Below are 20,585 nucleotides of genomic sequence, written 5' to 3' on the forward strand. Positions count from 1 at the left end.
GATCCAAAACAACAACCTTCTCTGTCCGCTCAGCAATGGTTAAACGGTGGGCGATGAAAATCAAGGTCTTATCTAAAGCCATGAGATTATCGACAATTCGCTTCTCGGTCAAAATATCTAGACTGCTGGTCGCCTCATCCAAGATCAAGACAGGCGCATCAGTCAATAGAGCACGCGCCAAAGCGATCCTCTGACGTTGCCCACCTGAAATGCCCGCTCCATCCGAAGTCAATTCTGTCTGGTAATTCAGTGGCATACGCTCAATATCCTCCCGAATCTCTGCCAACTCCACTGCTCTCAAGATATCCTCCTGGGTCGTCCCCTCCTTAGCTCCGAGGAGAAGATTCTCCAAAATCGTCCCATTGAAAACATAGGGCTGTTGAGGCAGGTAGTTGATATACTGGCGTAGAGCCTTTTTATCAATCTGATTGAGATTGACACCACCCAGACTAATCTCTCCCTGACTAGGATCATAAAAATTAACCATCATCTTAGCCAAGGTAGTCTTACCCGATCCTGAAATCCCTACAAAAGCCACTTTAGATCCTTGTGGAATGGTTAGATTGATGTCCGACAAGACATCTCGACCATAGCCATATTTGTAGTGAACCTGCTTGAAATCCATATCTCCTTCTAGCAAGCTCAAATCTGAGACTGTTTTCTTTTCCTCAAACTCAGATGAAACCAGATAAACTTCATTGAGACGGTTATTGGCTACCTGCGCTGTCTGAAGTTTGGTTTGCAGATTGATGATATTTTCCAATGGATTTGTAAAGTAAATAAGCAAGGTATTATAGGTAATCAACTGGCCCAAACTCATCTTATTATCCATGACTAGGAGAGCCCCCATCCAGAGAATGGCAACATTGAGCAAGAGTTGGGCAAGCTTTTTCAGAGCCTTTTGCTGACTTTCTGCCCGACTGTAAGTAAAAGATTTTTTCAGATAATCTACAAATTCCTTGTCAATCTTTTGGTAGCGTGAACTTTCACTAGTTAAGGACTTGATGGTCTCAATGCCATTGATGTCCTCAATGATAGAAGAAGACAGAACCGCATTGGCTTCCATAGTTTCCCGATTCATCTTTTCAAAGGGCTTCATAAAAGCAAAGATAATCACTGTGTAGATAGGAAGGGCTAGTAAACTCATGAAAAAGAGATTGCTATTCTGCGAAAATAGAACTACTGAAATAATCAAGACAGTAGATACATCCAAAAAGATTGACAGAATAGTCGAAGCCAGTGCATCGATGATACTATTTGCATCCGTGAAACGAGACACGATTTCCCCTGTCCGTCGTGTTGCAAAAAAGGACATAGGTAAATGAAAAACGTGCTTGATGTAGGATAAAATCACGTCAATTGACAAGCGTTGCCCCAAAACAAGTAAAAGATACTCCTGGGCATAAGATAAGATTTGCTGAAGGACATAAACGATGACTAGCCCTATCGAAATAATTCCCAGTGTCGAGCGCATCTGATCTGGTACATAAGTATCAATGATAGACTGCAGATAATAAGAACCCACAATGTTAATCAAGGTCACCAAGAGGGTCGCCAAAACGATATTAACAATCAAACCTCGCTGTTTCACTAATATAGGGATAAAGGAAAGCAGACCATTTTTTTGTTCCTTATGAGGCTGATAACTCGGAGATGGTGCCATAAAAATAGTGATTCCTGTCCACTCCTTGGCAAAGCGCTCACGAGAAATCTTAGTCAGCTTAACACTAGGATCTGGATCAGCAATATGAATGTTGTTCTTGTCCTGCCCAGTCACCACATAATAATGGAGCAATTTCCCTTCCTTAAGCACATGAGCCACAAAAGGAAAGGTTACATCCGGCAAATCAAACAAGGTCATGTCCGCCTTTATTGCTCGCGTCTCAAAACCAATTTCCTCTGCAACCTTGACTAAACCTAAAGCCGTAGTCCCATCCATGGTCGTCTTGGCCAACTCTCGCAAGTGAGCCAGAGAATAATAACTACCATAATAACCAAAGACCATGGCTAATGAAGCCACACCGCAATCCATCTGGTCTACCTGAGGACGATAATGCCGTTTACTAAATTTCATATCCTACTCCTTTTCCTAACAATCTCCAAAGAAAACTTTGTAAGATTATTTTATCCAAACAAAGAAGCAAAAAGAAAATTATTTCTAAAAAAACAATAACTGCACCTGAACAGCACTTTTTCCTACATAAAAATAGGTAGAACAAACATTCTACCTAAAATATATATTTATAAAGATTTCTTTTTCTTCCTAATTCCTTTGTCAATCATGTACAAAACGATAATCGAAAATAGCGGTGGTACAATATGACTCTTTTCACTCATTGTCAGCTGAAATCCAAGTGTTGTTAGTATTTTGAGAATAAACATATTCATCAGAAATAAGAAAAGGAATGTTAGAAAGATTTTTAAAGTCTTATTCATTTCCATCCTGATTATCTTCTTTACCTCTTATTTTCTGGATAGCATGATATTTTACTGCTATGTAAATGATTAAAAGAAGTAGGGGATAAGAGAATAAATCTGAAAGCTCCATGAAATTTATGTTATACTTTCCTAGCAATAGTTTATAGTCTATTAAAACTTGCATGATAGAAAGTACAATACGTACTAGTAGAAGCAAGCCTAATAATATCACTTCTTTTTTAAACATACGAATATCTTTCTAACTAAAATCAGACTACAGTTCATCAGCTTAACACCCCAACATTCCCCAAGATTGCCCTAATACTGGAGTCACAAAGTTCAAATTCATTTTATCAACCTTTATCATATTTTTCTTCACTTCTATAAAGTAAAATAAATACTATCAAGAATAGTGAAATTGTAGGTATGTCAAAATTTTCAAACCATGTAGGTAGATTTATTTTGTTTACATCAGCCACTATTCTAACAATGATATAAACCATCGAACTGCAGCATACAGTAAACTCTAGCCAAGCTTTTTGTAACACTTGAACGACTTTCATCTCAAACTCCATTTTGATGGTCCATCAATTCCCAATCTTACTTCCTTTTGTTTGATACTTGTATCCTACATAAAACAGACCAAGCAGAATTGGATAGTTTTCTGGATAAAACAAGGTATTGATCGGTTTTTTCAAAATCAAATACGTTACAATATAGATAATGACTGACACGATAAAATAACCTTCAGCAAATCCTAATAAAAATGTTTTCATAGCAGACTCCTGCTTTCTTATAAAGAATTTACTAGCTTTTTATCCACCTCGTGATGCAGACTGATAACCATTATACGCACCCCAAGCTAATAGTCCAACAGACAAAATACCACCACCAATTAAAAGTACTACTCCTCCACCATTGACTTCTTGCAGTTCAACATCACTTAACGTAGTATAATTTTGTTCAATAGTTTGTAAATTCGACATGTTTATCCTCCATTTTAATAATAAAAATTAGTTTTCTTTTAATACACCAATAATAATCATCAATACACTCATAACAAACGCAGACAACAGTCCTTTAGTAGTACTATTGAAAAAAGGTCTATCAAAAACATAATAATTATATGCAGATAATCCTAAACCAACGGCAGTCACCACAATTGTAATAACGAGTAGTATAATCCAAAATGTTTTCTTGCTCATATTTATCAAAAACTATGGATGAGTAATATAGTAGAACGTTTTACCAGCAGCTTCACCAACTTGGTAAATCCCCCAACCAATTGCAATACCCACAGAGACTACCTCCCAAGCAACTCCCCCATCCACTTTCATTAGCTCTTCTTCCGTAAGAACTACAAAGTTCTGTTCCATTTTGTCAAAGTTTGTCATTTGTTTTCTCCTTTATTTTTATATTTGTGATTTCTAACCTTTAAACCATTTTAAAAGCCAAATTGGATAAATAACTGAAATAATCATTCCTAATCTCCTTCCTTTTCTTCTCACTTGTCTATTCGAGAAATTATTTTAAAATAAACAGCTAAATCAAATTTATTTTAAAAACCACTTAATTAACCATGGATACATGATTGGCATAAACATGAAGCAATCTCCTTCCTTTTCTTCTCACTTATCTATTCGAGAAATCATTTTAAAATAAACAATTAAATCAAATTTATTTTAAAAACCACTTGATCAACCATGGATAAAGACCTGTCACATACATCAGTAATCCCCCTTTTTTGTTCTCATCTCTTTATTCGTAAACTCAACTGTAAAATTTCAAAATCTTATCTTTTTTCGAAAAATAAAAAAACAACATGACTTGCATGTTGCTATATGTTAGATTTTATCTTTAATGGCTTTTAATACATCTGCCACACTTTGGAGGTGATCGATTTCTTCATCACTAATTTCGATTCCGAATTCATCCTCAATGGTTAGGACAAATTCCATCAAATCTACCGAATCAGCATCCAAATCATCCTTCAAGCTTAAGGCCTCTGTGACTACAAAGTCTTCTCCTTGACGTTCTTGGATAATGCTCACGACACGGTCAAAAATTTCTTTTTCTGTCATATATATTATTCTCCTGAAAATTCACGCGCAGTTTGAGCAACTACGTCTGTTTCTAACATGGTACGAATCTGACGAATCGTACTGTACACAGCCTTGGCATCACTTGAGCCATGAGTCTTAACAACCGGCGCCTTAACACCAAACAAGACTGCACCCCCAACATCTGAATAGTTAAGCTGCTTTTTCAAACCTCTAAGACTATCCTTGAGAAGAAGAGCACCAAGTTTTGCTCGAAGTCCACCACCTGTAATAGCATTTTTAAGTAAGCCCATAATTCCCATGGCTGTACCTTCTATGGATTTTAGCACAGCGTTTCCCGTGAAACCGTCTGCCACGATAACATCTGCAACACCCTCCATCAAATCACGCGCTTCCACATTACCGACAAAGTTCAAACTCTCATCAGCTGCTAGCAAGTCATAAGTTTCCTTGCGGAGTGGATCTCCCTTGCTGCTCTCTGTCCCGTTATTAAGCAAACCAACTCGTGGTTTCGAAATCCCACGAACATTTTTCGCGTAAAAGGAACCCAAAACAGCGTATTGGTGCAGATGATGAGCTGTATTTTCTGCATTGGCTCCAAGGTCTAGCATGTCAAAGCCCTTGCCATCAATGGTCGGTAAGGTCGACATGAGTCCAGGACGGTCGATATTCTTGATACGACCTACAATGAAGAATCCTGCAGCCAACAAGGCACCTGTATTCCCAGCCGAGAGGACAGCGTCTGCCTCTCCTTCTTTGACTGCCTTAGCCGCTAATACCATACTGGCATTTTTCTTCTTACGAATAGCTTTTGTAGGCTCATCATCAAAATCAATCTTCTCATCCGTATGAATAATGCTGACACGTTCTGTCGCTGTTAGATATTGCTTGATTTTGCTTTCGTCTCCATAGAGTTGAACCTCAATATCTGAAAAGTCAGCAAGGGCTTGATTGACACCCTCAACGATGGCTTGAGGTGCGTAATCGCCACCCATTGCATCTACTGCGATTTTTTTCATTTGTCTTCCTCTTTTAGTAATTGTCCCCAATCAGCTAGGGAATCAATAAATTTCTTTGATTTTAGGTGAATTCCTACGTATTCTTCATAAATTTGATCCATGAACTGACGCAATTCTTTCTTGATTTCAGACTTGAGAGAAATAGTCTCTAAAGTCTCAAAATTAATAGCTTGAAATTGATTGAGCAGATAGGGAATGTTTGGATTCAGATGACAACGTTTCTCATCCTCATGGTAATGCTCAGGACATAAGCAAGCGCCATATTTGAAAGAAAAATCAAAGGCCTGACCCACCCGATGGCAAAAAACACACTCATTAAAGTTAAGACTGATCCCAAAACGTGTCAAAATCTGAATTTCAAAAATATTAGTCAAAACTTGATAATCCAGACCCTCTTCCATCAACTCTAAAGTCTTTTGTAAAAAAGCAAACAAGGGAGCATCCTGGTGATTGTCCTGCAAACTAGCATCTGCCAGAGCTGCCACATAGGTCGCATAGGCCATGACAAAGAGATCACTATTGATTTTTGGAAAGGTCATCACCTCATGGTAGTCTTCAATATAACTAAGCCCATCATCATTGATTCGTAAAAGAAAACGAGCCAGCACCAAGGGTTGAATGACTGGTGCAAGTTTAGATTTGCTAGCATGTTTCACAAAAAACATCCGTTTCCCAGCTTGCTCTGTAAAGATTTTGACCAGCTTATCATCCTCACGAAAGTTACGATTGTAGAGCACCAGGCCTTGACTCGTAATAGACTGAATCATGCTTCCTTCATATACTCCTCAAGTCGTTTCATGGCTTCTTTAATCGTGTCCATGCTGGCTGCATAAGATAGGCGAACATACCCTTCTCCGTACTGACCAAAGGCAGCACCTGGGATAAAAGCAACAGCTTTCTTGTGGGCAAAGTCTTTTAGAAAAGCAAAAGAATCTTGATTGTAACCTGCAGGAATCTTGGCAAAGATATAAAAAGCGCCATCTGGTTTGATAATCTCAAAGCCAAGGTCCGTCATCTTCTCGATAATGTAGTCTCGACGCTTGATATACTCCTTCTTCATCGGTTCTGCATCATCTTTACCAGCTGTCAAAGCTTCCACTGCAGCATGTTGCGCCATGGTATTTGCAGCAGTAACCAAGTATTGGTGACTCTTGATGAGTTGAGCTGTGAAGTTTGCTGGTGCAAAGATAAAACCTAAACGCCATCCTGTCATAGCATGAGATTTAGATAGACCGTTAATGATAATGGCTTGATCTCTCAGCATCGTTCCCAAAGATACATGATTTTCTCCTGTATAGGTCAATTCTGAGTAGACCTCATCACAGACGACGAAAATATCATACTTGCGTAAAACATCTGCCAAAGCTTCTAATTGCTCGCGACTATAAGTAATGCCCGTTGGGTTAGCTGGATAGTTGAGAATGACAGCCTTAAGCTTGTCACCTTGCTCTAGAATGGTCTTCTCCAGCATTTCAGGAGTCAAGACAAAGCCATTTTCAGTTGTATCAATCTCGACAATCTCCGCCCCAACTAGATTGACAATCGGCTCATAGCCAGGATAGGCAGGAGCTGGCAAGAGAACCTTGTCTCCCTCTTCTAGGATAGCTGTTAGGGTAGCTGACAAAGCCTCTGTCGCACCAATTGTGACCAAGATTTCATTTTCAGGATTATAGTCTAGCTGGTATTTTTCTTTTACAAAATCACTAGCCGCCTGACGCAAGGTCAGTAAACCGCTCATCCCTGTATAGTAGGATTGGTTTTGGTCAATGGCTCGCTTTGCAGCCTCCTTGACATGATCTGGTGTTGTAAAATCCGGTTCTCCCAATGTCAGACGTAACACTCCAGGAATCTCTGAAATAGCCTGGTCAAACTGACGAATCAAGGAAACTTGAATCTTATCTAATTGTTTATTAAAGCGCTTGGTTAAGTCCATAGATACCCTCCTTGATTAAAGAACATACATCTATTATACTACAAAAGCTCCTTGACCGCAAAAATCCATTTAGTCACAGCCTATTTCCCACTTTCTATTTTACTTTTTTGATAGACAAGCTTATAATAAGAAGTGCTTATTTTCGGAGGTTTTTATGTCATTTCTATCAAAAAATGGGACCGGACTTCTAGTCTGTCTTATCATTTCTACCATCTCTTGGATTTTAGGAAGTTTCTTGCCTGTTATTGGGGCACCTGTTTTTGCCATCTTTATTGGCATGATTCTCCATCCCTTTCTCACTTCCTATAAACAACTGGATGCTGGTTTGACTTATAGCTCTAAAAAATTACTCCAGTACGCTGTCATCTTGCTTGGATTTGGACTCAATATCTCTCAAGTTTTCGCAGTTGGAAAATCTTCCCTCCCTGTTATCCTTTCGACCATTTCTATCGCCTTGATTGTTGCCTATCTCTTCCAGCGCTTTTTTGACCTAGATACAAAGCTAGCTACCTTGATTGGAGTTGGATCTTCTATCTGTGGCGGTTCTGCCATTGCAGCGACTGCTCCTGTTATTCACGCCAAGGAAAAAGAAGTGGCCCAAGCCATTTCTGTTATCTTTTTCTTCAATGTTTTGGCAGCTCTTATCTTTCCAACTCTAGGTTCTTGGCTCCATCTTTCAAACGAAGGTTTTTCTCTTTTTGCAGGAACTGCGGTCAATGATACTTCCTCTGTAACAGCCACTGCCAGCGCCTGGGATAGTCTTTACCACACAAACACTCTTGAGTCTGCTACTATTGTCAAATTGACCCGTACCCTAGCTATTATCCCCATTACTCTCTTCCTGTCTTACTGGCAAAGTCGTCAACAAGGCAACAACCAAGGAGTAAAACTAAAAAAAATCTTCCCTATTTTCATTCTCTACTTCATCCTAGCTTCCCTGCTAACCACCGTCCTTACTTCCTTCGGTGTCAGCAGTAGCTTCTTTGCACCTCTCAAACAACTGTCTAAATTCCTCATCATCATGGCCATGAGCGCCATCGGTCTCAAAACCAATCTCATTGCTATGATTAAGTCCAGCGGTAAAGCTATTCTACTTGGAGCTCTCTGCTGGATTGCCATCATCCTGACTAGCCTGGGTATGCAAATGCTCATCGGTATTTTCTAAGACAAAGAGAGTGGGACAGAAATCGGTAATTCGTTAGAATTCGATTTCGTCATCCCACCTCCGCACAGTTGAGTAGGGCTGTAAAAGCTGATGAAATCAGCTTAGTAGAGCCCACTCAATCACTGCGTCTTACTCGACAATCCAAAGACAATTGAGAGGCTAGGACTTTTGTCCCAGCCTCTTTTATTGTTCAAGAATTAAGCGTGTATGTTCTCTCTTAATACAACGGTTCATCACGATATCATCGCAACCTCCAGAACGCAAGATTTCTTCCGCTTCTAGACTTTCAAGTCCTAGTTGCGCCCAGAAAATCTTAGCATCAGCCTTGAGAAAATCTCGTGCCACATCTGGTAGAAACTCACTACGACGATAGACATTAACGATATCTACAGGGAAAGGAATCTCAGCCAGACTAGCATAAGCCTTTTCTCCCAAGATTTCCCCACCTGCAGCCTTAGGGTTTACTGGTATGATTTTATAGCCACGAGCCTGCATTTCCTTTGTCACTCGATTGCTAGTTGTTTCCTCACGGTCAGACAAGCCCACTACTGCTAGAGTTTTACTGGTTTCTAGATACTGACGGATCACGCCATCACTTGGATTGATAAATTCTTGAGTCATAAAAACCCTCCTTTTTCATCAGTATAGCATATTTTGAAAGGGTTTGCAGAAATTTACTATAAAATCAAAAAATCCTCCCAAAATTAAACAATTTCATTTAATTTGAGGAGGATTCATAAAAATTTTATTTAAAGATTATTCTCTTGTTGGTTTATACTGAAGGCTTTCTCCATGTTGTTTGACAAAGTCACTCATCTCTGAGTCAGGAATTTGTCGAAGGTAGAGATTGGCACGAATCGTATCATCTTCTTCACGACAAGTAGAAAGAACAAGATATTTATCCTTAGCTGATACCTTAACATTTGGTTTCTTAACCTCTGCAGTATCATAAATAATATTTAGCTGTTTCTCAAAATCCGCATCATCATCAAAAGAAGTACGGTAAAAAGCTGTTTCTTCTGGAACAATAATCATAGCAACAGCTTCATAATAATACTTTCTCTCTGGAGTTTCAATGACAACATAAGGGTGTTCATCAAAATATTCCTGGCGACTGAAGTAATTCACATCTTTAAACATGCGGTGGTCAGGCACTTTACTACCACGAGCGTGACCAAATAACCAAGTCAATCGATCACTAAAGTCCTTCTTGTTATCAGCATCCATAAAGACTGTACCCATTAAAGGCTCATTAACGCCATCAAAGCGCTTATCTAAATAAGTCGCATTATCCGTTGTTTGAACAACTGGTTCATCTAACTGGGTACCAGGAATATATACGTAACCAACCGTCTCAGAGTTTGTTGCGAGCAATCCTTTAAACTTATTAGCAAGATATTCCTTTTCTTCCTCACTAGTAGTGTAAGTTTGCTTTGGAGCTTCCTGAGTAATCTTTGCATCATTTAGCTTATCTCCACTTGGAGCTAGGAAGCTTTTATAGATAAAGAAGCCTCCCAAAGCAACGATAGCTACTGCAACGATTGAAGCAATTATTTTAGTAATTGGTGATTTCTTTGTCGTAGAACGTCTACTCATCTTTTCCTCCCTCATTTTTTACCAAAAAAATCACTGAAACCAAGTTTCAGTGATTGGCTACTTTTTAAATAAAATTATTTAGCAGCGTGTGTTTTTGGAAGGGCTTTTTGACCTGCTTTAGCATTTGCGCCTGCTTTTTTAGCAGCTGCGTCTGCTTTTTTAGCTTGGTCTACAGCACCTGGTTTACCATCTTCTGGTTTAGTTGCAGCTTGATCAGCTGCTTGATCAGCAGGTGCTTGATCAGGTAGACCATGTTCTTTCAAGTAACGAGCATTTTTTTGTTCTGGAGTTTCGTTCAAGATGTAGTAGTCACCTTGTTTTTTGTTAGCTGTGTTCCACTCTTTTTGTAGGCTTTGAACAGCTTCATTACGAACACGTGCAACTTCTGCATCATATTTAGATTGAGCTGCTGCTACTGCATCACGGTAAGGTTTCAACAACTCATTACGGTTGTGTGCAAAGTTTTCTGGTGCATTTTCTGCTGTTGCCAATGCTGCTTTAGCTGCATCCAATTCAGCTTTATTAGCATTGATATCTTCTGAATGAGCTGCGATATACTCGTTAACTCGTTGTGCATTTACAAATTCAGTTTGTGAATTGTAAGCGTCGCCTACTCCACCACCTGTTACTGGTTGGTCATATGCACCTGGAGTGTTAGCTCCACCGTTAATATCTGCAAAAGCTGGAGCTGCTGCTGAGAATACTGCAAGAGCTACTACTGATGACAATAAAACTTTTTTCATTGTTTTATCTCCTCTTTAAGTTTAATTTTATTTATAAGGATAACCCTTATTACCTCAAATTATATCACATATATCTAGGTTGTCAAGCTTTTTCTTAAAGTATTTTTAAAATTCCTGGTAAAAAACGAGTAAAATTTATTATATTCTTAAAAAACAAGCAATATTCTCGAAAGATTAAGGAAAAAAATGGACTAAAAAACGAACAATTAGTGAAATTTTCACATTTTTCTGATCTAATTAAGAAAACTCCCAACAAGGTCTATCACTTTGTTAGGAGTTTTGTCTGATCCAACGAATTCGTTAGATTTTTTTCTCAATACTAAATAATGGAGATAGAGGACGTTTTTCATGGATACGGATGATAGCATCTGCCAAGAGATGAGCGATAGAGATTTGCTCAATCTTATCAATCAAACGTTCTTCTGGTAGGTAGATAGTATCCAAAACAACTAATTTTTTAATAGCTGATTTTTGGATATTATCCATAGCAGGCCCTGAAAGAACTGGGTGCGTACAGCTTGCGTAAACTTCGACAGCACCAGCTTCTGCAAGAGCATCCGCCGCATGGCAAATAGTTCCAGCTGTATCGATCATATCGTCAATCAAGATACAAGTCTTGCCTTCTACCTTACCAATGATGTTCATCACTTCACTAGTATTCATCTTGTCCACGCTACGACGTTTGTCGATAATGGCAATTGGAGTTTTCAAAAACTCTGCCAATTTACGAGCACGAGTCACCCCACCATGGTCTGGACTGACAACCACATAGTCAGAACCAATCATGCCACGACGCTCAAAGTAGTCTGCAATTAAAGGAGCACCCATCAAGTGATCAACAGGAATATCAAAGAATCCCTGAATCTGTGCAGCGTGCAAGTCAATCGTCAACAAACGATCCACTCCAGCCACTTCTAGCATATTTGCCACAAGTTTTGAAGTGATTGGCTCACGCGCTCTCGCTTTTCTATCCTGACGTGCATAGCCATAGTAAGGCATAACAACGTTGACAGATTCTGCACTGGCGCGTTTCAAAGCATCTACCATAATCAAAATTTCTAGCAGATTGTCATTTACAGGTGAGCTAGTTGATTGTAGGATAAAGACGTGTTTTCCACGGATCGATTCTTCGATATTAACTTGAATTTCTCCATCTGAAAATTGACGTACAGTCGATTTTCCCAACTCTATCCCAATCTCTTGCGCCACACGCTTTGCCAATTCTCTATTTGAAGAAAGGGCAAACAGCTTTAAATCAGAAAAAGACATGATTTCCTCCAGTATTTATGTATCACTTGTGTTTTTTCACAACATTTTTCCAACTACCATTGTAGCGCTTTTTTCTTGATTTTTCAATAAAAAATAAGACAAGAATGGACATTTATCCCCTTGTCTTGTGCTCATTTATATTCCTTATATTCAAGCTGAAATGTGACAACTTAGACATTCTATCTCATAGGAAGATAGGAACTCACAAAGGAAAAGTTAGTATACCTCTCTCATACTGCCTGTATCTACATCATAAACAGCCCCTGAAATAACGACATCATCTGGAATCAATGGGCATTCTCGAAGTAACTGCATATCTTCACGAACACTCTCCTCAACGTCTTGAAAAGGGAGAAAATCTTGACCCGAGACATCAACCCCTAATTCAGTTTTTAAATGTTCTTGAAACTCTTCGTTTTGAAATGTCTGAGCACCACAGTCTGTATGATGAAGAACCACAATCTCTCTTGTTCCCATTTGTTGCTGAGAAATCACGAGTGAGCGAATCATATCGTCTGTCACTCGACCGCCCGCATTCCGTAAAATGTGAGCATCTCCAAGTGCTAACCCCAAAGCTTGTGCAACGTGCAGACGTGAGTCCATACAAGTCACAATGGCTACTCTGGTTTTCGGCTTGATTGGCAGATTTAACTGCCCATGCAGGGCAACATAAGCCTGGTTGGCTTGCATAAACTGTTCAAAATACGACACGATTTCCCCCTTAAAAATTTGATAATCAAACATTTCTCCTATCTTATCATTTTTAAGAGTATTTGTCAGCTGTCAACCTCCTTATTAAAAAACCAGGACAGAGACATCCAGCTTCTAGCTTGGGTTTCTGCCCTAGTTTTTTTATTATTATGAACCTTTTTGGATATACTTGTTAAGAGAGCCTGCAAAGCTTTGAAGATTGAGACTTTGTACATAGACCTCACCGGTACCTCGGAAGGTATTCACCACTCCTTCGCCTGTACCAATAGACTGCCAGAAGCCATTTTCTAAGTGGATATTATAGTCCAAAGATTGACTCCAAGCTACCACATGGGCATTGTCGATGGTTATTTCTTGGTTTTGTAGCTCAATTTTCTTAATAGAGCCAAAAGCATTGGCCAAAAGAGTTCCCTGACCTTGAGTAGTCATTACGAAAAGACCACCTTGACCTCCGAAAAGTGCTTTCCCAATAGATTGGTGCTCCATTGTATAGAAAGCCGTCCCATCAAGAGCCAGAAAAGCCCCATCATTCAATCGATACTGCTTTTCGCCTAGTTCAAGAGCAATCACTTGACCAGGAGTATCTGGTGCTAAAGCAAGATGTCCGTTGTCAGACTCTGCAATAGCTTGAGTAATGAAGGTACTTTCACCAGAAACCATAGAACGTCCCACGGCTTTGACAAAACGCCCCAAACCAGAACCGCTGGCATTAAGTTGGGTATTGAGGCTGACATTAGGTGTGTGGTAAACCATGCTACCGCGCTGGATAAAGACTGTTTCTCCTTGGTTGAGCGATAACTCTACCAAAGGAAATTGAATTTGACTATCCATAGAAAATTTCATCAGAAATTCCTCCTTGTTTTTAATAAATATTGGCTATAAAGTGTTTTGCAATCTAAAACTGAGTAAGACTATTAGGAAAATACTTTTTTCAAAACTTCTCCGATAGTCGTCACTCCGATTACCTGAATTTCCTTAGGTGGTTTAATACCTGTTAGGGAATTTTTGGGTACATAGATTTTTGTAAATCCAAGCTTAGCAGCTTCGTTGATTCGTTGTTCGATACGATTTACACGCCGAATCTCTCCAGTCAAGCCCAACTCTCCCACAAAACATTCCTGAGGGTTGGTTGGTTTATCCTTGTAACTCGAAGCAATGGCAACCGCAACAGCCAAGTCAATGGCAGGCTCATCTAACTTGACACCACCAGCCGATTTGAGATAGGCATCCTGATTTTGCAAGAGAAGCCCTGCACGTTTTTCTAAAACAGCCATAATTAGACTAGCGCGATTGAAGTCAAGACCTGTCGTCGTACGCTTGGCATTCCCAAACATAGTCGGTGTCACCAAGGCCTGCACCTCCGCCAAAATCGGACGCGTCCCTTCCATCGTCACCACGATTGACGATCCAGTCGCCCCATCCAAGCGTTCTTCCAAAAACACTTCACTAGGATTAAGAACTTCAACCAATCCACCTGACTGCATCTCAAAGATTCCGATCTCATTAGTCGAGCCAAACCGGTTCTTGACTGCTCGTAAGATTCGGAAGGTATGGTGGCGTTCCCCTTCAAAGTAAAGTACCGTATCCACCATGTGTTCCAGCATACGAGGACCTGCCAAGGTCCCTTCCTTGGTCACATGCCCCACGATAAAGATGGCGATGTTATTGGTCTTAGCCAGCTGCATAAGCTCAGCGGTCACCTCACGCACCTGAGAAACAGATCCTTGCACTCCTGAAATCTCCGGAGACATGATGGTCTGTATAGAGTCGATGATAAGGAAATTCGGCTGGATACGTTCGACTTCTGCACGAACGCTCTGCATATTGGTCTCAGCATAGAGATAAAATTCACTGTCGATATCACCCAAGCGCTCTGCACGGAGTTTAATCTGTTGAGCAGACTCCTCCCCACTAACGTAAAGAACTGTTCCTACTTGAGACAGCTGGGTTGAGACTTGTAAGAGCAGAGTTGATTTCCCAATCCCAGGATCCCCACCGATGAGGACGAGACTTCCTGGCACCACACCGCCACCAAGCACTCGGTTAAACTCCTCCATCTCAGTCTTAGTTCGATTGACATTAATAGAAGTTACTTCAGCCAATTTCATAGGCTTGGTTTTCTCACCTGTCAAGGAGACACGCGCATTTTTGACTTCTGCGACCTCAACTTCTTCTACAAAAGAAGACCAGGCTCCACAGTTTGGACAGCGTCCTAAATACTTAGGTGAATTATATTCACAATTTTGACACACAAATGTCGCTTTTTTCTTTGCGATGATAAACCTCTTTCTATATCTCTATCTCACATTCAATCACTTGGCAAAAATCAATCTTCTCGTCTGGTACAAATTGGCGCATGAGCATTCCGTGAGTTACAATGATAATAGTTTTATAATTTTTATATTTTTCCAAAGTTCTTAAAAAACGATGACGCATCTCCAGAGCTGTTTCATAGCGATAAGGAGAATCTTCAGATAAACCTCCTTGATGTTTTAGATAATATTCATGAGCTACCAATACACTAGTTAAATCAGAGTTAGTGCCATCTAAGTCTGGACGCCACTCATGAAAAAACGGCTCCACAAATAAGTCCAATCCTGTTTCAACCGCTATATAATGTGCTGTTTCTAAAGCCCTCGTCACAGACGATGAAATAATAATCTCTGCCTTTCTAAAACATGCAGTTTTAGCAACTTCTTTTGCCAGACTGCGACCTTTTCCTGTCAATGGTGCTAAATCACGACCAAAACCACTATAGAGTCGCGGATTTTCAAGTTTATCAAGCATACTATAATCTGGCTCTCCATGACGCACAAAAATAATCTTCATCTTAGTGCCCAGTCGATCCAAATCCACCAGTCCGCACGCCGTCTGCCTCATCTCCATCTACGATTAAAAATGGTGCAAAGACAGCCTGAACCACACGTTCCCCAACTTCAAGAACAACTTCTTGATCTGTGATATTCTTCATCTGTGCAAAGATATGTCCCTCATTCCCAGGATTTCCATAATAGTCTCCGTCAATGACACCCACAGAGTTAATCAAGACCAAACCTTTTTTACGAGGATTTGATGAACGGTCATAAAGATAGAGCACTTCTGTCGGTTGCATATAAGCCTTGACCCCTGTCGGAACCAAGACAATCTCTCCTGGAGCAATAACTGTACGCTCCGCAACCTTTAAGTCGTACCCAGCCGCATGCGCTGTCTCACGCTTCGGTAGCAAATTTTCATCTGTAAAACTAGAAACTAGTTCAAAACCACGAATTTTCATAATCTTCTCTTTTCTATTATCATTTATTCTAGGCTATTTTATCTTATTTATTCGAAAAAAGCACGAAAAATCTTCTATATAAAATAAAGAAAAGTGTCCTATCAAAAAACAAACAATAAAATCATACAAAAAAATTTAAAGATATTTCAAATGTCCCTTATTTTCCCTCTTATTAACAAACTCATTCCTATTTCGCCATACTTAAACTATTTTCTTTAAAGTACAAAAAAAGAGCACACAATTCACATCGCTTAGGGCTGCTGGATTCCTCCCCTGACCCGCTTCACGCAGAACTGTTGCTCCATTAGTTATTATACCACATTTCCAAAGATTTTAAAAGAGAAATTATTTTTTCCGTCGATTTCTGAAAAATTCTTGCATAATGCCTGCACATTCACTCTCTAAAATCCCTGTTTCAACCTCTACACGATGATTGAGGCGCTCATCTGTCAAAATATCATACAGACTTCCAGCTGCACCAAATTTCTGATTTTTAGCCCCATAAACTACCTTAGGGATACGAGCAAGCCCAATCGCCCCACTACACATAACGCAGGGCTCTATAGTAACAAAAAGTGTGCAATCCAACAAACGCCAGCTCTCTTCCCTCAGATTCGCATTTTCGATGGCCATAATTTCCGCATGCATGACTGCACGTTGCAACTCCTCACGTGCATTGTGCCCCCGACCAATGATTTCTCCATCCTTTACAATTACACAACCAATTGGAATTTCATCATGCTCTAAAGCAATCTCCGCCTCCTTTAAGGCCTCTCTCATAAATGCTTCTTTTTCTTCAACTGTATAATCCATAACATCTCTCTTTTCTCGCCTATCAATTCTATCATTATAGCATGTTTTCCTAGACAAAAAAAGAGCTCTATAATATTTGCAGAAACCAACTTTAGATAGTATTCAATCTCTGGTTTGTAGAAATAATGTTATAAAAAGAGTATAATAGTAGCAAAATTTAGAGAAACACTAGAAATCATGAACTGAGAGTAATGGAGACAACTGATACAAAATATACAAATCTGTCGGAAGATTTTTAACCATAAGTCTCCAAGAGATGATTATCCTGAGATTTAAATAATAAACAAGATGAAAGGGTAAATAATGAAATTAGATTTTTTACAGGATGAACCAAAACTTACCTTGATGTTTTCATATAAAGATACATTTAATAGAGTATGGGGCCCATCCATGATATCTATATCTGTTATGATTCTCTGGATTCTAAAGCGTCTGATGACTTACAATACTGATTTTGCAGACAAGATTGTTATGGCGGTAGCGCTGATTTATGCTCCACTTCTTATATGGTTTTTAGGCTTTTCTCTCTTCATAAATGGAGTAAAAGTAGAGATTTTTAAAAACAATACTGTTCAGTATTATACCTATAGCAGTAGAGGCCACAGCCTATTACTTTATCAATTTGGCCTTCAAGATATCGAACAAATAACCATTAAAAAGCGTCCTTTTAATTGCGTAAAGTTAAGCATAAAAATTAGAAATCCTATTTTTTTAGAAGGACATGAAAAAAAAACTAAATAAGCTAGTCAGTATCAGTATCATCACAAACAAACTAAAAGCAGATGCTTTTATGAATGAAATGAAGCTATTTCAAAGTGATAAATCAGGCAATCAATTTATCAAGTAAGCTGACTCAGAAAAAATTCAAGTTTGTCTAACTTACAAATTCTCAAGAAAATAGTTCACTGAAGAGGCTGGGATCAGAAATCCCAACCTCATTTTTTCTTAGTTATGCGCCTTTGATGTGATGGCAAATTGAACGATTTGTTGGTATTTGAGAATTCAAAAAGCTTCTTTTACCAAAACTTCTTTTCTCCATTCACAACTTTAACCAATTTACCCAAATGTTGAAAACTCGTAGATCTGTGGCTACCAAATCGAGACTTAATCTAGAGATTTAATACCCACTGTTTTTTCTTCATATGCTACTTTCAAGAAGACACCCAGATAGGACTTAAAAACTGACAAAAAAAGCCACCGAATGCGGTGACTTTATAGGGAGATTATTATGAAAAAGAAAAGTTTAGGATATTTGTTACAACAAGTTAGGAGGTCTTCTTGTAACTGTCTATAGTATAGCTGAACTATCTTAAACAAATCTTAAAAAATCTCTTATGACCAAACACTTTCTAAAATATTTGTTTGTTCACGACCAGGACCTACTGAGAAAGTAGAGATACGAACGCCAACCAATTCGCTAACACGACGAACATAGTTACGTGCATTTTCAGGAAGGTCTTCCAAAGTACGTACTCCAGTTATATCTTCTGACCAACCAGGTAATTCTTCATAAATAGGTTTACAACGTTTTAATTGTTCAAGACTAGCTGGATAGTAGTCAATACGTTGACCATCAAGATCATAGGCAACACAGATTTTCACAGTATCTAAACCACTCAAAACGTCGATAGAGTTCAAAGATAGATTTGTAATGCCAGAAACACGGCGACTATGACGCATAACCACTGAATCAAACCAACCTACACGACGTGGACGACCTGTTGTAGTACCATACTCATGACCTACTTCACGAATGCGTTCTCCCACTTCATCAAACAACTCAGTTGGGAATGGACCATCACCAACACGACTTGTATAGGCCTTACATACACCTACAACCTTGTCAATCTTGCTTGGACCAACACCTGAACCGATCGTCACACCACCTGCAACAGGGTTTGATGACGTAACAAATGGATAAGTACCTTGGTCAATATCTAGCATGACACCTTGGGCACCTTCAAATAGGACACGTTTGCCATTATCAAGCGCATCATTTAAAATAACCGAAGTATCTGTGACATATTGCTTAATTTGTTGACCATACTCATAATATTCTTCAAAAATATCATCAATTGAAATAGGGTTGCTTTCGTACAATTTTTCAAACAAACGATTCTTCTCAGCAAGGTTACGTTCTAATCGCTCACGGAAAATATCTTTATCTAAAAGATCCGCAATACGGATTCCAACACGAGCAGCCTTATCCATATAAGCTGGTCCGATACCCTTGATAGTAGTACCAATCTTATTTTCACCCTTAGCTTCTTCTTGCAGACGGTCTAACTCGATGTGGTACGGCAAAATAACATGCGCACGATCAGAAATACGTAGATTATCTGTTGTAACACCTTCATCATGAAGATAGCTCAACTCTTTCACAAGTGACTTAGGATTTACAACCATCCCATTCCCAATGACAGAAATTTTTTCAGGGAAGAAAATTCCAGAAGGAATCAAGTGCAACTTAAATTTCTTTCCATCAATCACAATTGTGTGACCAGCATTATCACCACCTTGGTAACGCGCAATCACTTCTGCATTAGCTGAAAGGAAGTCTGTAATCTTCCCTTTACCTTCATCACCCCACTGGGTACCTACAACAACAACTGAAGTCATAATCTTGTCTGAGCCCTTAGGCTCTTCCTTTCTCACATACATGGCAGGAATCTCACCTACAATTATATCTTACAATTTATTATAATAAAGATTCTCAATTTTTTCAAGACCAAAGACCAGAAACATTAGGGAACTAGAGAAAACTAGAAAATTAATATTAAAAAAATATTGTAAATTTATATTTTGAAAAGAAAAAACTATGAAATCGTTCGGAAATATGGAATTTATAAATTATCTCCCAACCCAATCATTTGAAATCAATAGTTGCTCAATGTACAAACGGTAGCAAGCTCTATAGTGGTAAGAAAATAAAGGATGCATAGTATCAAGCTTGTACCGAACTAAATAATAGAGTAAAAATCGAAGATGAAAAACTTCCCATTCTAAATCATTATCTACTAAATAACTATATTCCTTTTCAATAACATCATAAAAATCAAGATATTGTTCATAAATCTGTTCAATCATTTTATTTGACTCCATTTCTATTGATAAAATGAGTATAACAAAAAAATAGAAGAACCAGGGAAGATACTTCTATCATGTACTATAATGAATATTCAAATAAATAACAGATAAAAAAATTAACAGTTCAGGTCAACAATCCTACATTTCAAAAAAAGATCTAAAATTTCTATAATGAAAAGAAATCACTGTAGGAATTATGGTAGTCTACTTTATAATAAAAAAAACTTATCTGAACAATGATTACAACACCTCAAAATCCATTAAAGAATTACTTATAAGACCTATTAAAAATACTTAAAATGAAACATTCAAATCTAACAAACTTATAAAAGATATTAAATATTAATAAAGAGCTAAATAAAAAATAATCAAGATGACCCCTGAAATATAAAAAAAGACGTCCCTTGGAACGTCTACATACTCCGCCAGTAGGACTCGAACCTACGACATCATGATTAACAGTCATGCGCTACTACCAACTGAGCTATGGCGGATTA

The 20,585-nt window shown here is 38.7% G+C and carries 26 protein-coding genes, 1 tRNA gene and 1 other RNA gene; 2 read left to right on the forward strand and 26 right to left on the reverse strand.

Annotation, left to right across the window (positions count from 1 at the left end; translation table 11 throughout):
• The 12 genes from comA to O3633_RS10175 form a co-directional block, all read right to left on the reverse strand.
• Positions 1 to 2,074 (reverse strand): peptide cleavage/export ABC transporter ComA (comA, locus tag O3633_RS10120; protein ID WP_371621193.1); only part of this gene is annotated, 2,074 nt, incomplete at its 3' end.
• 167 nt (positions 2,075 to 2,241) lie between these two features.
• Entirely contained in the window at positions 2,242 to 2,436 is a 195-nt protein-coding gene (locus O3633_RS10125) for a hypothetical protein (protein ID WP_371621206.1), read from the reverse strand.
• The gene (locus O3633_RS10130) at positions 2,429 to 2,665 is read right to left on the reverse strand and encodes a hypothetical protein (protein ID WP_049531127.1); all 237 of its coding nucleotides are present in this window, start codon (positions 2,663 to 2,665) and stop codon (positions 2,429 to 2,431) included. The genes O3633_RS10125 and O3633_RS10130 overlap by 8 nt, the downstream gene beginning before the upstream one ends.
• A 106-nt stretch (positions 2,666 to 2,771) precedes the next feature.
• Positions 2,772 to 2,981 (reverse strand): bacteriocin immunity protein, encoded by a 210-nt coding sequence (locus O3633_RS10135; RefSeq protein WP_371621194.1) that lies wholly within the window; start codon positions 2,979 to 2,981, stop codon positions 2,772 to 2,774.
• A 24-nt stretch (positions 2,982 to 3,005) separates the two neighbouring features.
• On the reverse strand, positions 3,006 to 3,194 hold the full coding sequence (locus tag O3633_RS10140) for a hypothetical protein (RefSeq protein WP_075227951.1): 189 nt from the start codon (positions 3,192 to 3,194) through the stop codon (positions 3,006 to 3,008).
• A 39-nt stretch (positions 3,195 to 3,233) separates the two neighbouring features.
• The gene (locus tag O3633_RS10145) at positions 3,234 to 3,404 is read right to left on the reverse strand and encodes a H354_08695 family bacteriocin-like peptide (RefSeq protein WP_000067700.1); all 171 of its coding nucleotides are present in this window, start codon (positions 3,402 to 3,404) and stop codon (positions 3,234 to 3,236) included.
• Between the two features lie 27 nt (positions 3,405 to 3,431).
• Positions 3,432 to 3,623, reverse strand: a complete 192-nt coding sequence (locus O3633_RS10150) for a hypothetical protein (RefSeq protein ID WP_004236903.1) — start codon at positions 3,621 to 3,623, stop codon at positions 3,432 to 3,434.
• Between the two features lie 12 nt (positions 3,624 to 3,635).
• Entirely contained in the window at positions 3,636 to 3,812 is a 177-nt protein-coding gene (locus tag O3633_RS10155; protein WP_371621195.1) for a class IIb bacteriocin, lactobin A/cerein 7B family, read from the reverse strand.
• A 450-nt stretch (positions 3,813 to 4,262) separates the two neighbouring features.
• Positions 4,263 to 4,499, reverse strand: a complete 237-nt coding sequence (locus tag O3633_RS10160; RefSeq protein WP_371621196.1) for an acyl carrier protein — start codon at positions 4,497 to 4,499, stop codon at positions 4,263 to 4,265.
• 5 nt (positions 4,500 to 4,504) lie between these two features.
• A complete protein-coding gene (plsX, locus tag O3633_RS10165; protein WP_371621197.1) occupies positions 4,505 to 5,497 on the reverse strand; it encodes a phosphate acyltransferase PlsX in 993 nt (330 codons plus the stop codon).
• Positions 5,494 to 6,264: a DNA repair protein RecO gene (gene recO / locus O3633_RS10170; RefSeq protein WP_371621198.1), complete on the reverse strand. Its 771-nt coding sequence runs from the start codon at positions 6,262 to 6,264 to the stop codon at positions 5,494 to 5,496. Before recO ends, plsX begins: the two co-directional genes overlap by 4 nt.
• Positions 6,261 to 7,430, reverse strand: coding sequence for a pyridoxal phosphate-dependent aminotransferase (locus tag O3633_RS10175; RefSeq protein WP_371621199.1), 1,170 nt, complete (start codon positions 7,428 to 7,430; stop codon positions 6,261 to 6,263). The genes recO and O3633_RS10175 overlap by 4 nt, the downstream gene beginning before the upstream one ends.
• Positions 7,431 to 7,584: 154 nt before the next feature.
• Between O3633_RS10175 and O3633_RS10180 the strand changes: the two genes are divergently transcribed.
• A complete protein-coding gene (locus O3633_RS10180; RefSeq protein ID WP_371621200.1) occupies positions 7,585 to 8,595 on the forward strand; it encodes a YeiH family protein in 1,011 nt (336 codons plus the stop codon).
• 183 nt (positions 8,596 to 8,778) lie between these two features.
• Here the strand turns inward: O3633_RS10180 and O3633_RS10185 are convergent, their stop codons facing one another.
• From O3633_RS10185 to tadA, 11 genes are all read right to left on the reverse strand, one after another.
• A complete protein-coding gene (locus O3633_RS10185) occupies positions 8,779 to 9,216 on the reverse strand; it encodes a CoA-binding protein (protein ID WP_049530053.1) in 438 nt (145 codons plus the stop codon).
• 135 nt (positions 9,217 to 9,351) lie between these two features.
• On the reverse strand, positions 9,352 to 10,191 hold the full coding sequence (srtB, locus tag O3633_RS10190) for a class B sortase, LPKTxAVK-specific (protein WP_371621201.1): 840 nt from the start codon (positions 10,189 to 10,191) through the stop codon (positions 9,352 to 9,354).
• A 74-nt stretch (positions 10,192 to 10,265) separates the two neighbouring features.
• A complete protein-coding gene (gene abpA, locus O3633_RS10195) occupies positions 10,266 to 10,934 on the reverse strand; it encodes an amylase-binding adhesin AbpA (RefSeq protein ID WP_075226971.1) in 669 nt (222 codons plus the stop codon).
• A 300-nt stretch (positions 10,935 to 11,234) separates the two neighbouring features.
• The gene (locus O3633_RS10200) at positions 11,235 to 12,203 is read right to left on the reverse strand and encodes a ribose-phosphate diphosphokinase (protein WP_371621202.1); all 969 of its coding nucleotides are present in this window, start codon (positions 12,201 to 12,203) and stop codon (positions 11,235 to 11,237) included.
• Positions 12,204 to 12,419: 216 nt separating this feature from the next.
• Complete coding sequence (locus tag O3633_RS10205; RefSeq protein ID WP_006147430.1) at positions 12,420 to 12,914, reverse strand: beta-class carbonic anhydrase; 495 nt, start codon at positions 12,912 to 12,914, stop codon at positions 12,420 to 12,422.
• A 147-nt stretch (positions 12,915 to 13,061) separates the two neighbouring features.
• A complete protein-coding gene (locus tag O3633_RS10210; protein WP_371621203.1) occupies positions 13,062 to 13,757 on the reverse strand; it encodes a TIGR00266 family protein in 696 nt (231 codons plus the stop codon).
• A gap of 71 nt (positions 13,758 to 13,828) precedes the next feature.
• On the reverse strand, positions 13,829 to 15,190 hold the full coding sequence (radA, locus tag O3633_RS10215; RefSeq protein ID WP_371621207.1) for a DNA repair protein RadA: 1,362 nt from the start codon (positions 15,188 to 15,190) through the stop codon (positions 13,829 to 13,831).
• A gap of 13 nt (positions 15,191 to 15,203) precedes the next feature.
• A complete protein-coding gene (locus O3633_RS10220) occupies positions 15,204 to 15,743 on the reverse strand; it encodes a histidine phosphatase family protein (protein WP_371621204.1) in 540 nt (179 codons plus the stop codon).
• 1 nt (position 15,744) lies between these two features.
• Positions 15,745 to 16,188, reverse strand: coding sequence for a dUTP diphosphatase (locus tag O3633_RS10225; protein ID WP_269798404.1), 444 nt, complete (start codon positions 16,186 to 16,188; stop codon positions 15,745 to 15,747).
• A gap of 215 nt (positions 16,189 to 16,403) precedes the next feature.
• An RNA gene (gene ffs / locus O3633_RS10230) (signal recognition particle sRNA small type) lies at positions 16,404 to 16,501 on the reverse strand.
• 32 nt (positions 16,502 to 16,533) lie between these two features.
• Positions 16,534 to 17,001, reverse strand: coding sequence for a tRNA adenosine(34) deaminase TadA (tadA, locus tag O3633_RS10235; protein ID WP_049503837.1), 468 nt, complete (start codon positions 16,999 to 17,001; stop codon positions 16,534 to 16,536).
• A gap of 303 nt (positions 17,002 to 17,304) precedes the next feature.
• Between tadA and O3633_RS10240 the strand changes: the two genes are divergently transcribed.
• Positions 17,305 to 17,742, forward strand: a complete 438-nt coding sequence (locus O3633_RS10240; protein ID WP_371621205.1) for a hypothetical protein — start codon at positions 17,305 to 17,307, stop codon at positions 17,740 to 17,742.
• Positions 17,743 to 18,333: 591 nt separating this feature from the next.
• On the opposite strand, the gene O3633_RS10245 is transcribed toward O3633_RS10240, so the two are convergent.
• The 3 genes from O3633_RS10245 to O3633_RS10255 all read right to left on the reverse strand — a co-directional run bounded on the left by O3633_RS10245 (position 18,334) and on the right by O3633_RS10255 (position 20,582).
• Positions 18,334 to 19,620: an adenylosuccinate synthase gene (locus O3633_RS10245; RefSeq protein WP_371621208.1), complete on the reverse strand. Its 1,287-nt coding sequence runs from the start codon at positions 19,618 to 19,620 to the stop codon at positions 18,334 to 18,336.
• 231 nt (positions 19,621 to 19,851) lie between these two features.
• A complete protein-coding gene (comW, locus tag O3633_RS10250; protein WP_000572525.1) occupies positions 19,852 to 20,088 on the reverse strand; it encodes a sigma(X)-activator ComW in 237 nt (78 codons plus the stop codon).
• Positions 20,089 to 20,508: 420 nt separating this feature from the next.
• Positions 20,509 to 20,582, reverse strand: a tRNA-Asn gene (locus O3633_RS10255).
• Positions 20,583 to 20,585: the final 3 nt, after the last annotated feature.

This window comes from Streptococcus sp. 27098_8_22 (assembly GCF_041432415.1).
Lineage (GTDB): Bacteria > Bacillota > Bacilli > Lactobacillales > Streptococcaceae > Streptococcus > Streptococcus pseudopneumoniae_M.

What these genes read in the sequence shown, in the direction of transcription:
- O3633_RS10125 (WP_371621206.1), bottom strand. Translation starts at nt 2,436, where the DNA reads ATGAATAAGACTTTAAAAATCTTTCTAACATTCCTTTTCTTATTTCTG.
- O3633_RS10130 (WP_049531127.1), bottom strand. Translation starts at nt 2,665, where the DNA reads ATGTTTAAAAAAGAAGTGATATTATTAGGCTTGCTTCTACTAGTACGT.
- O3633_RS10135 (WP_371621194.1), bottom strand. Translation starts at nt 2,981, where the DNA reads ATGAAAGTCGTTCAAGTGTTACAAAAAGCTTGGCTAGAGTTTACTGTA.
- O3633_RS10140 (WP_075227951.1), bottom strand. Translation starts at nt 3,194, where the DNA reads ATGAAAACATTTTTATTAGGATTTGCTGAAGGTTATTTTATCGTGTCA.
- O3633_RS10145 (WP_000067700.1), bottom strand. Translation starts at nt 3,404, where the DNA reads ATGTCGAATTTACAAACTATTGAACAAAATTATACTACGTTAAGTGAT.
- O3633_RS10150 (WP_004236903.1), bottom strand. Translation starts at nt 3,623, where the DNA reads ATGAGCAAGAAAACATTTTGGATTATACTACTCGTTATTACAATTGTG.
- O3633_RS10155 (WP_371621195.1), bottom strand. Translation starts at nt 3,812, where the DNA reads ATGACAAACTTTGACAAAATGGAACAGAACTTTGTAGTTCTTACGGAA.
- O3633_RS10160 (WP_371621196.1), bottom strand. Translation starts at nt 4,499, where the DNA reads ATGACAGAAAAAGAAATTTTTGACCGTGTCGTGAGCATTATCCAAGAA.
- plsX (WP_371621197.1), bottom strand. Translation starts at nt 5,497, where the DNA reads ATGAAAAAAATCGCAGTAGATGCAATGGGTGGCGATTACGCACCTCAA.
- recO (WP_371621198.1), bottom strand. Translation starts at nt 6,264, where the DNA reads ATGATTCAGTCTATTACGAGTCAAGGCCTGGTGCTCTACAATCGTAAC.
- O3633_RS10175 (WP_371621199.1), bottom strand. Translation starts at nt 7,430, where the DNA reads ATGGACTTAACCAAGCGCTTTAATAAACAATTAGATAAGATTCAAGTT.
- O3633_RS10180 (WP_371621200.1), top strand. Translation starts at nt 7,585, where the DNA reads ATGTCATTTCTATCAAAAAATGGGACCGGACTTCTAGTCTGTCTTATC.
- O3633_RS10185 (WP_049530053.1), bottom strand. Translation starts at nt 9,216, where the DNA reads ATGACTCAAGAATTTATCAATCCAAGTGATGGCGTGATCCGTCAGTAT.
- srtB (WP_371621201.1), bottom strand. Translation starts at nt 10,191, where the DNA reads ATGAGTAGACGTTCTACGACAAAGAAATCACCAATTACTAAAATAATT.
- abpA (WP_075226971.1), bottom strand. Translation starts at nt 10,934, where the DNA reads ATGAAAAAAGTTTTATTGTCATCAGTAGTAGCTCTTGCAGTATTCTCA.
- O3633_RS10200 (WP_371621202.1), bottom strand. Translation starts at nt 12,203, where the DNA reads ATGTCTTTTTCTGATTTAAAGCTGTTTGCCCTTTCTTCAAATAGAGAA.
- O3633_RS10210 (WP_371621203.1), bottom strand. Translation starts at nt 13,757, where the DNA reads ATGAAATTTTCTATGGATAGTCAAATTCAATTTCCTTTGGTAGAGTTA.
- O3633_RS10220 (WP_371621204.1), bottom strand. Translation starts at nt 15,743, where the DNA reads ATGAAGATTATTTTTGTGCGTCATGGAGAGCCAGATTATAGTATGCTT.
- O3633_RS10225 (WP_269798404.1), bottom strand. Translation starts at nt 16,188, where the DNA reads ATGAAAATTCGTGGTTTTGAACTAGTTTCTAGTTTTACAGATGAAAAT.
- tadA (WP_049503837.1), bottom strand. Translation starts at nt 17,001, where the DNA reads ATGGATTATACAGTTGAAGAAAAAGAAGCATTTATGAGAGAGGCCTTA.
- O3633_RS10240 (WP_371621205.1), top strand. Translation starts at nt 17,305, where the DNA reads ATGAAATTAGATTTTTTACAGGATGAACCAAAACTTACCTTGATGTTT.
- O3633_RS10245 (WP_371621208.1), bottom strand. Translation starts at nt 19,620, where the DNA reads ATGACTTCAGTTGTTGTTGTAGGTACCCAGTGGGGTGATGAAGGTAAA.
- comW (WP_000572525.1), bottom strand. Translation starts at nt 20,088, where the DNA reads ATGATTGAACAGATTTATGAACAATATCTTGATTTTTATGATGTTATT.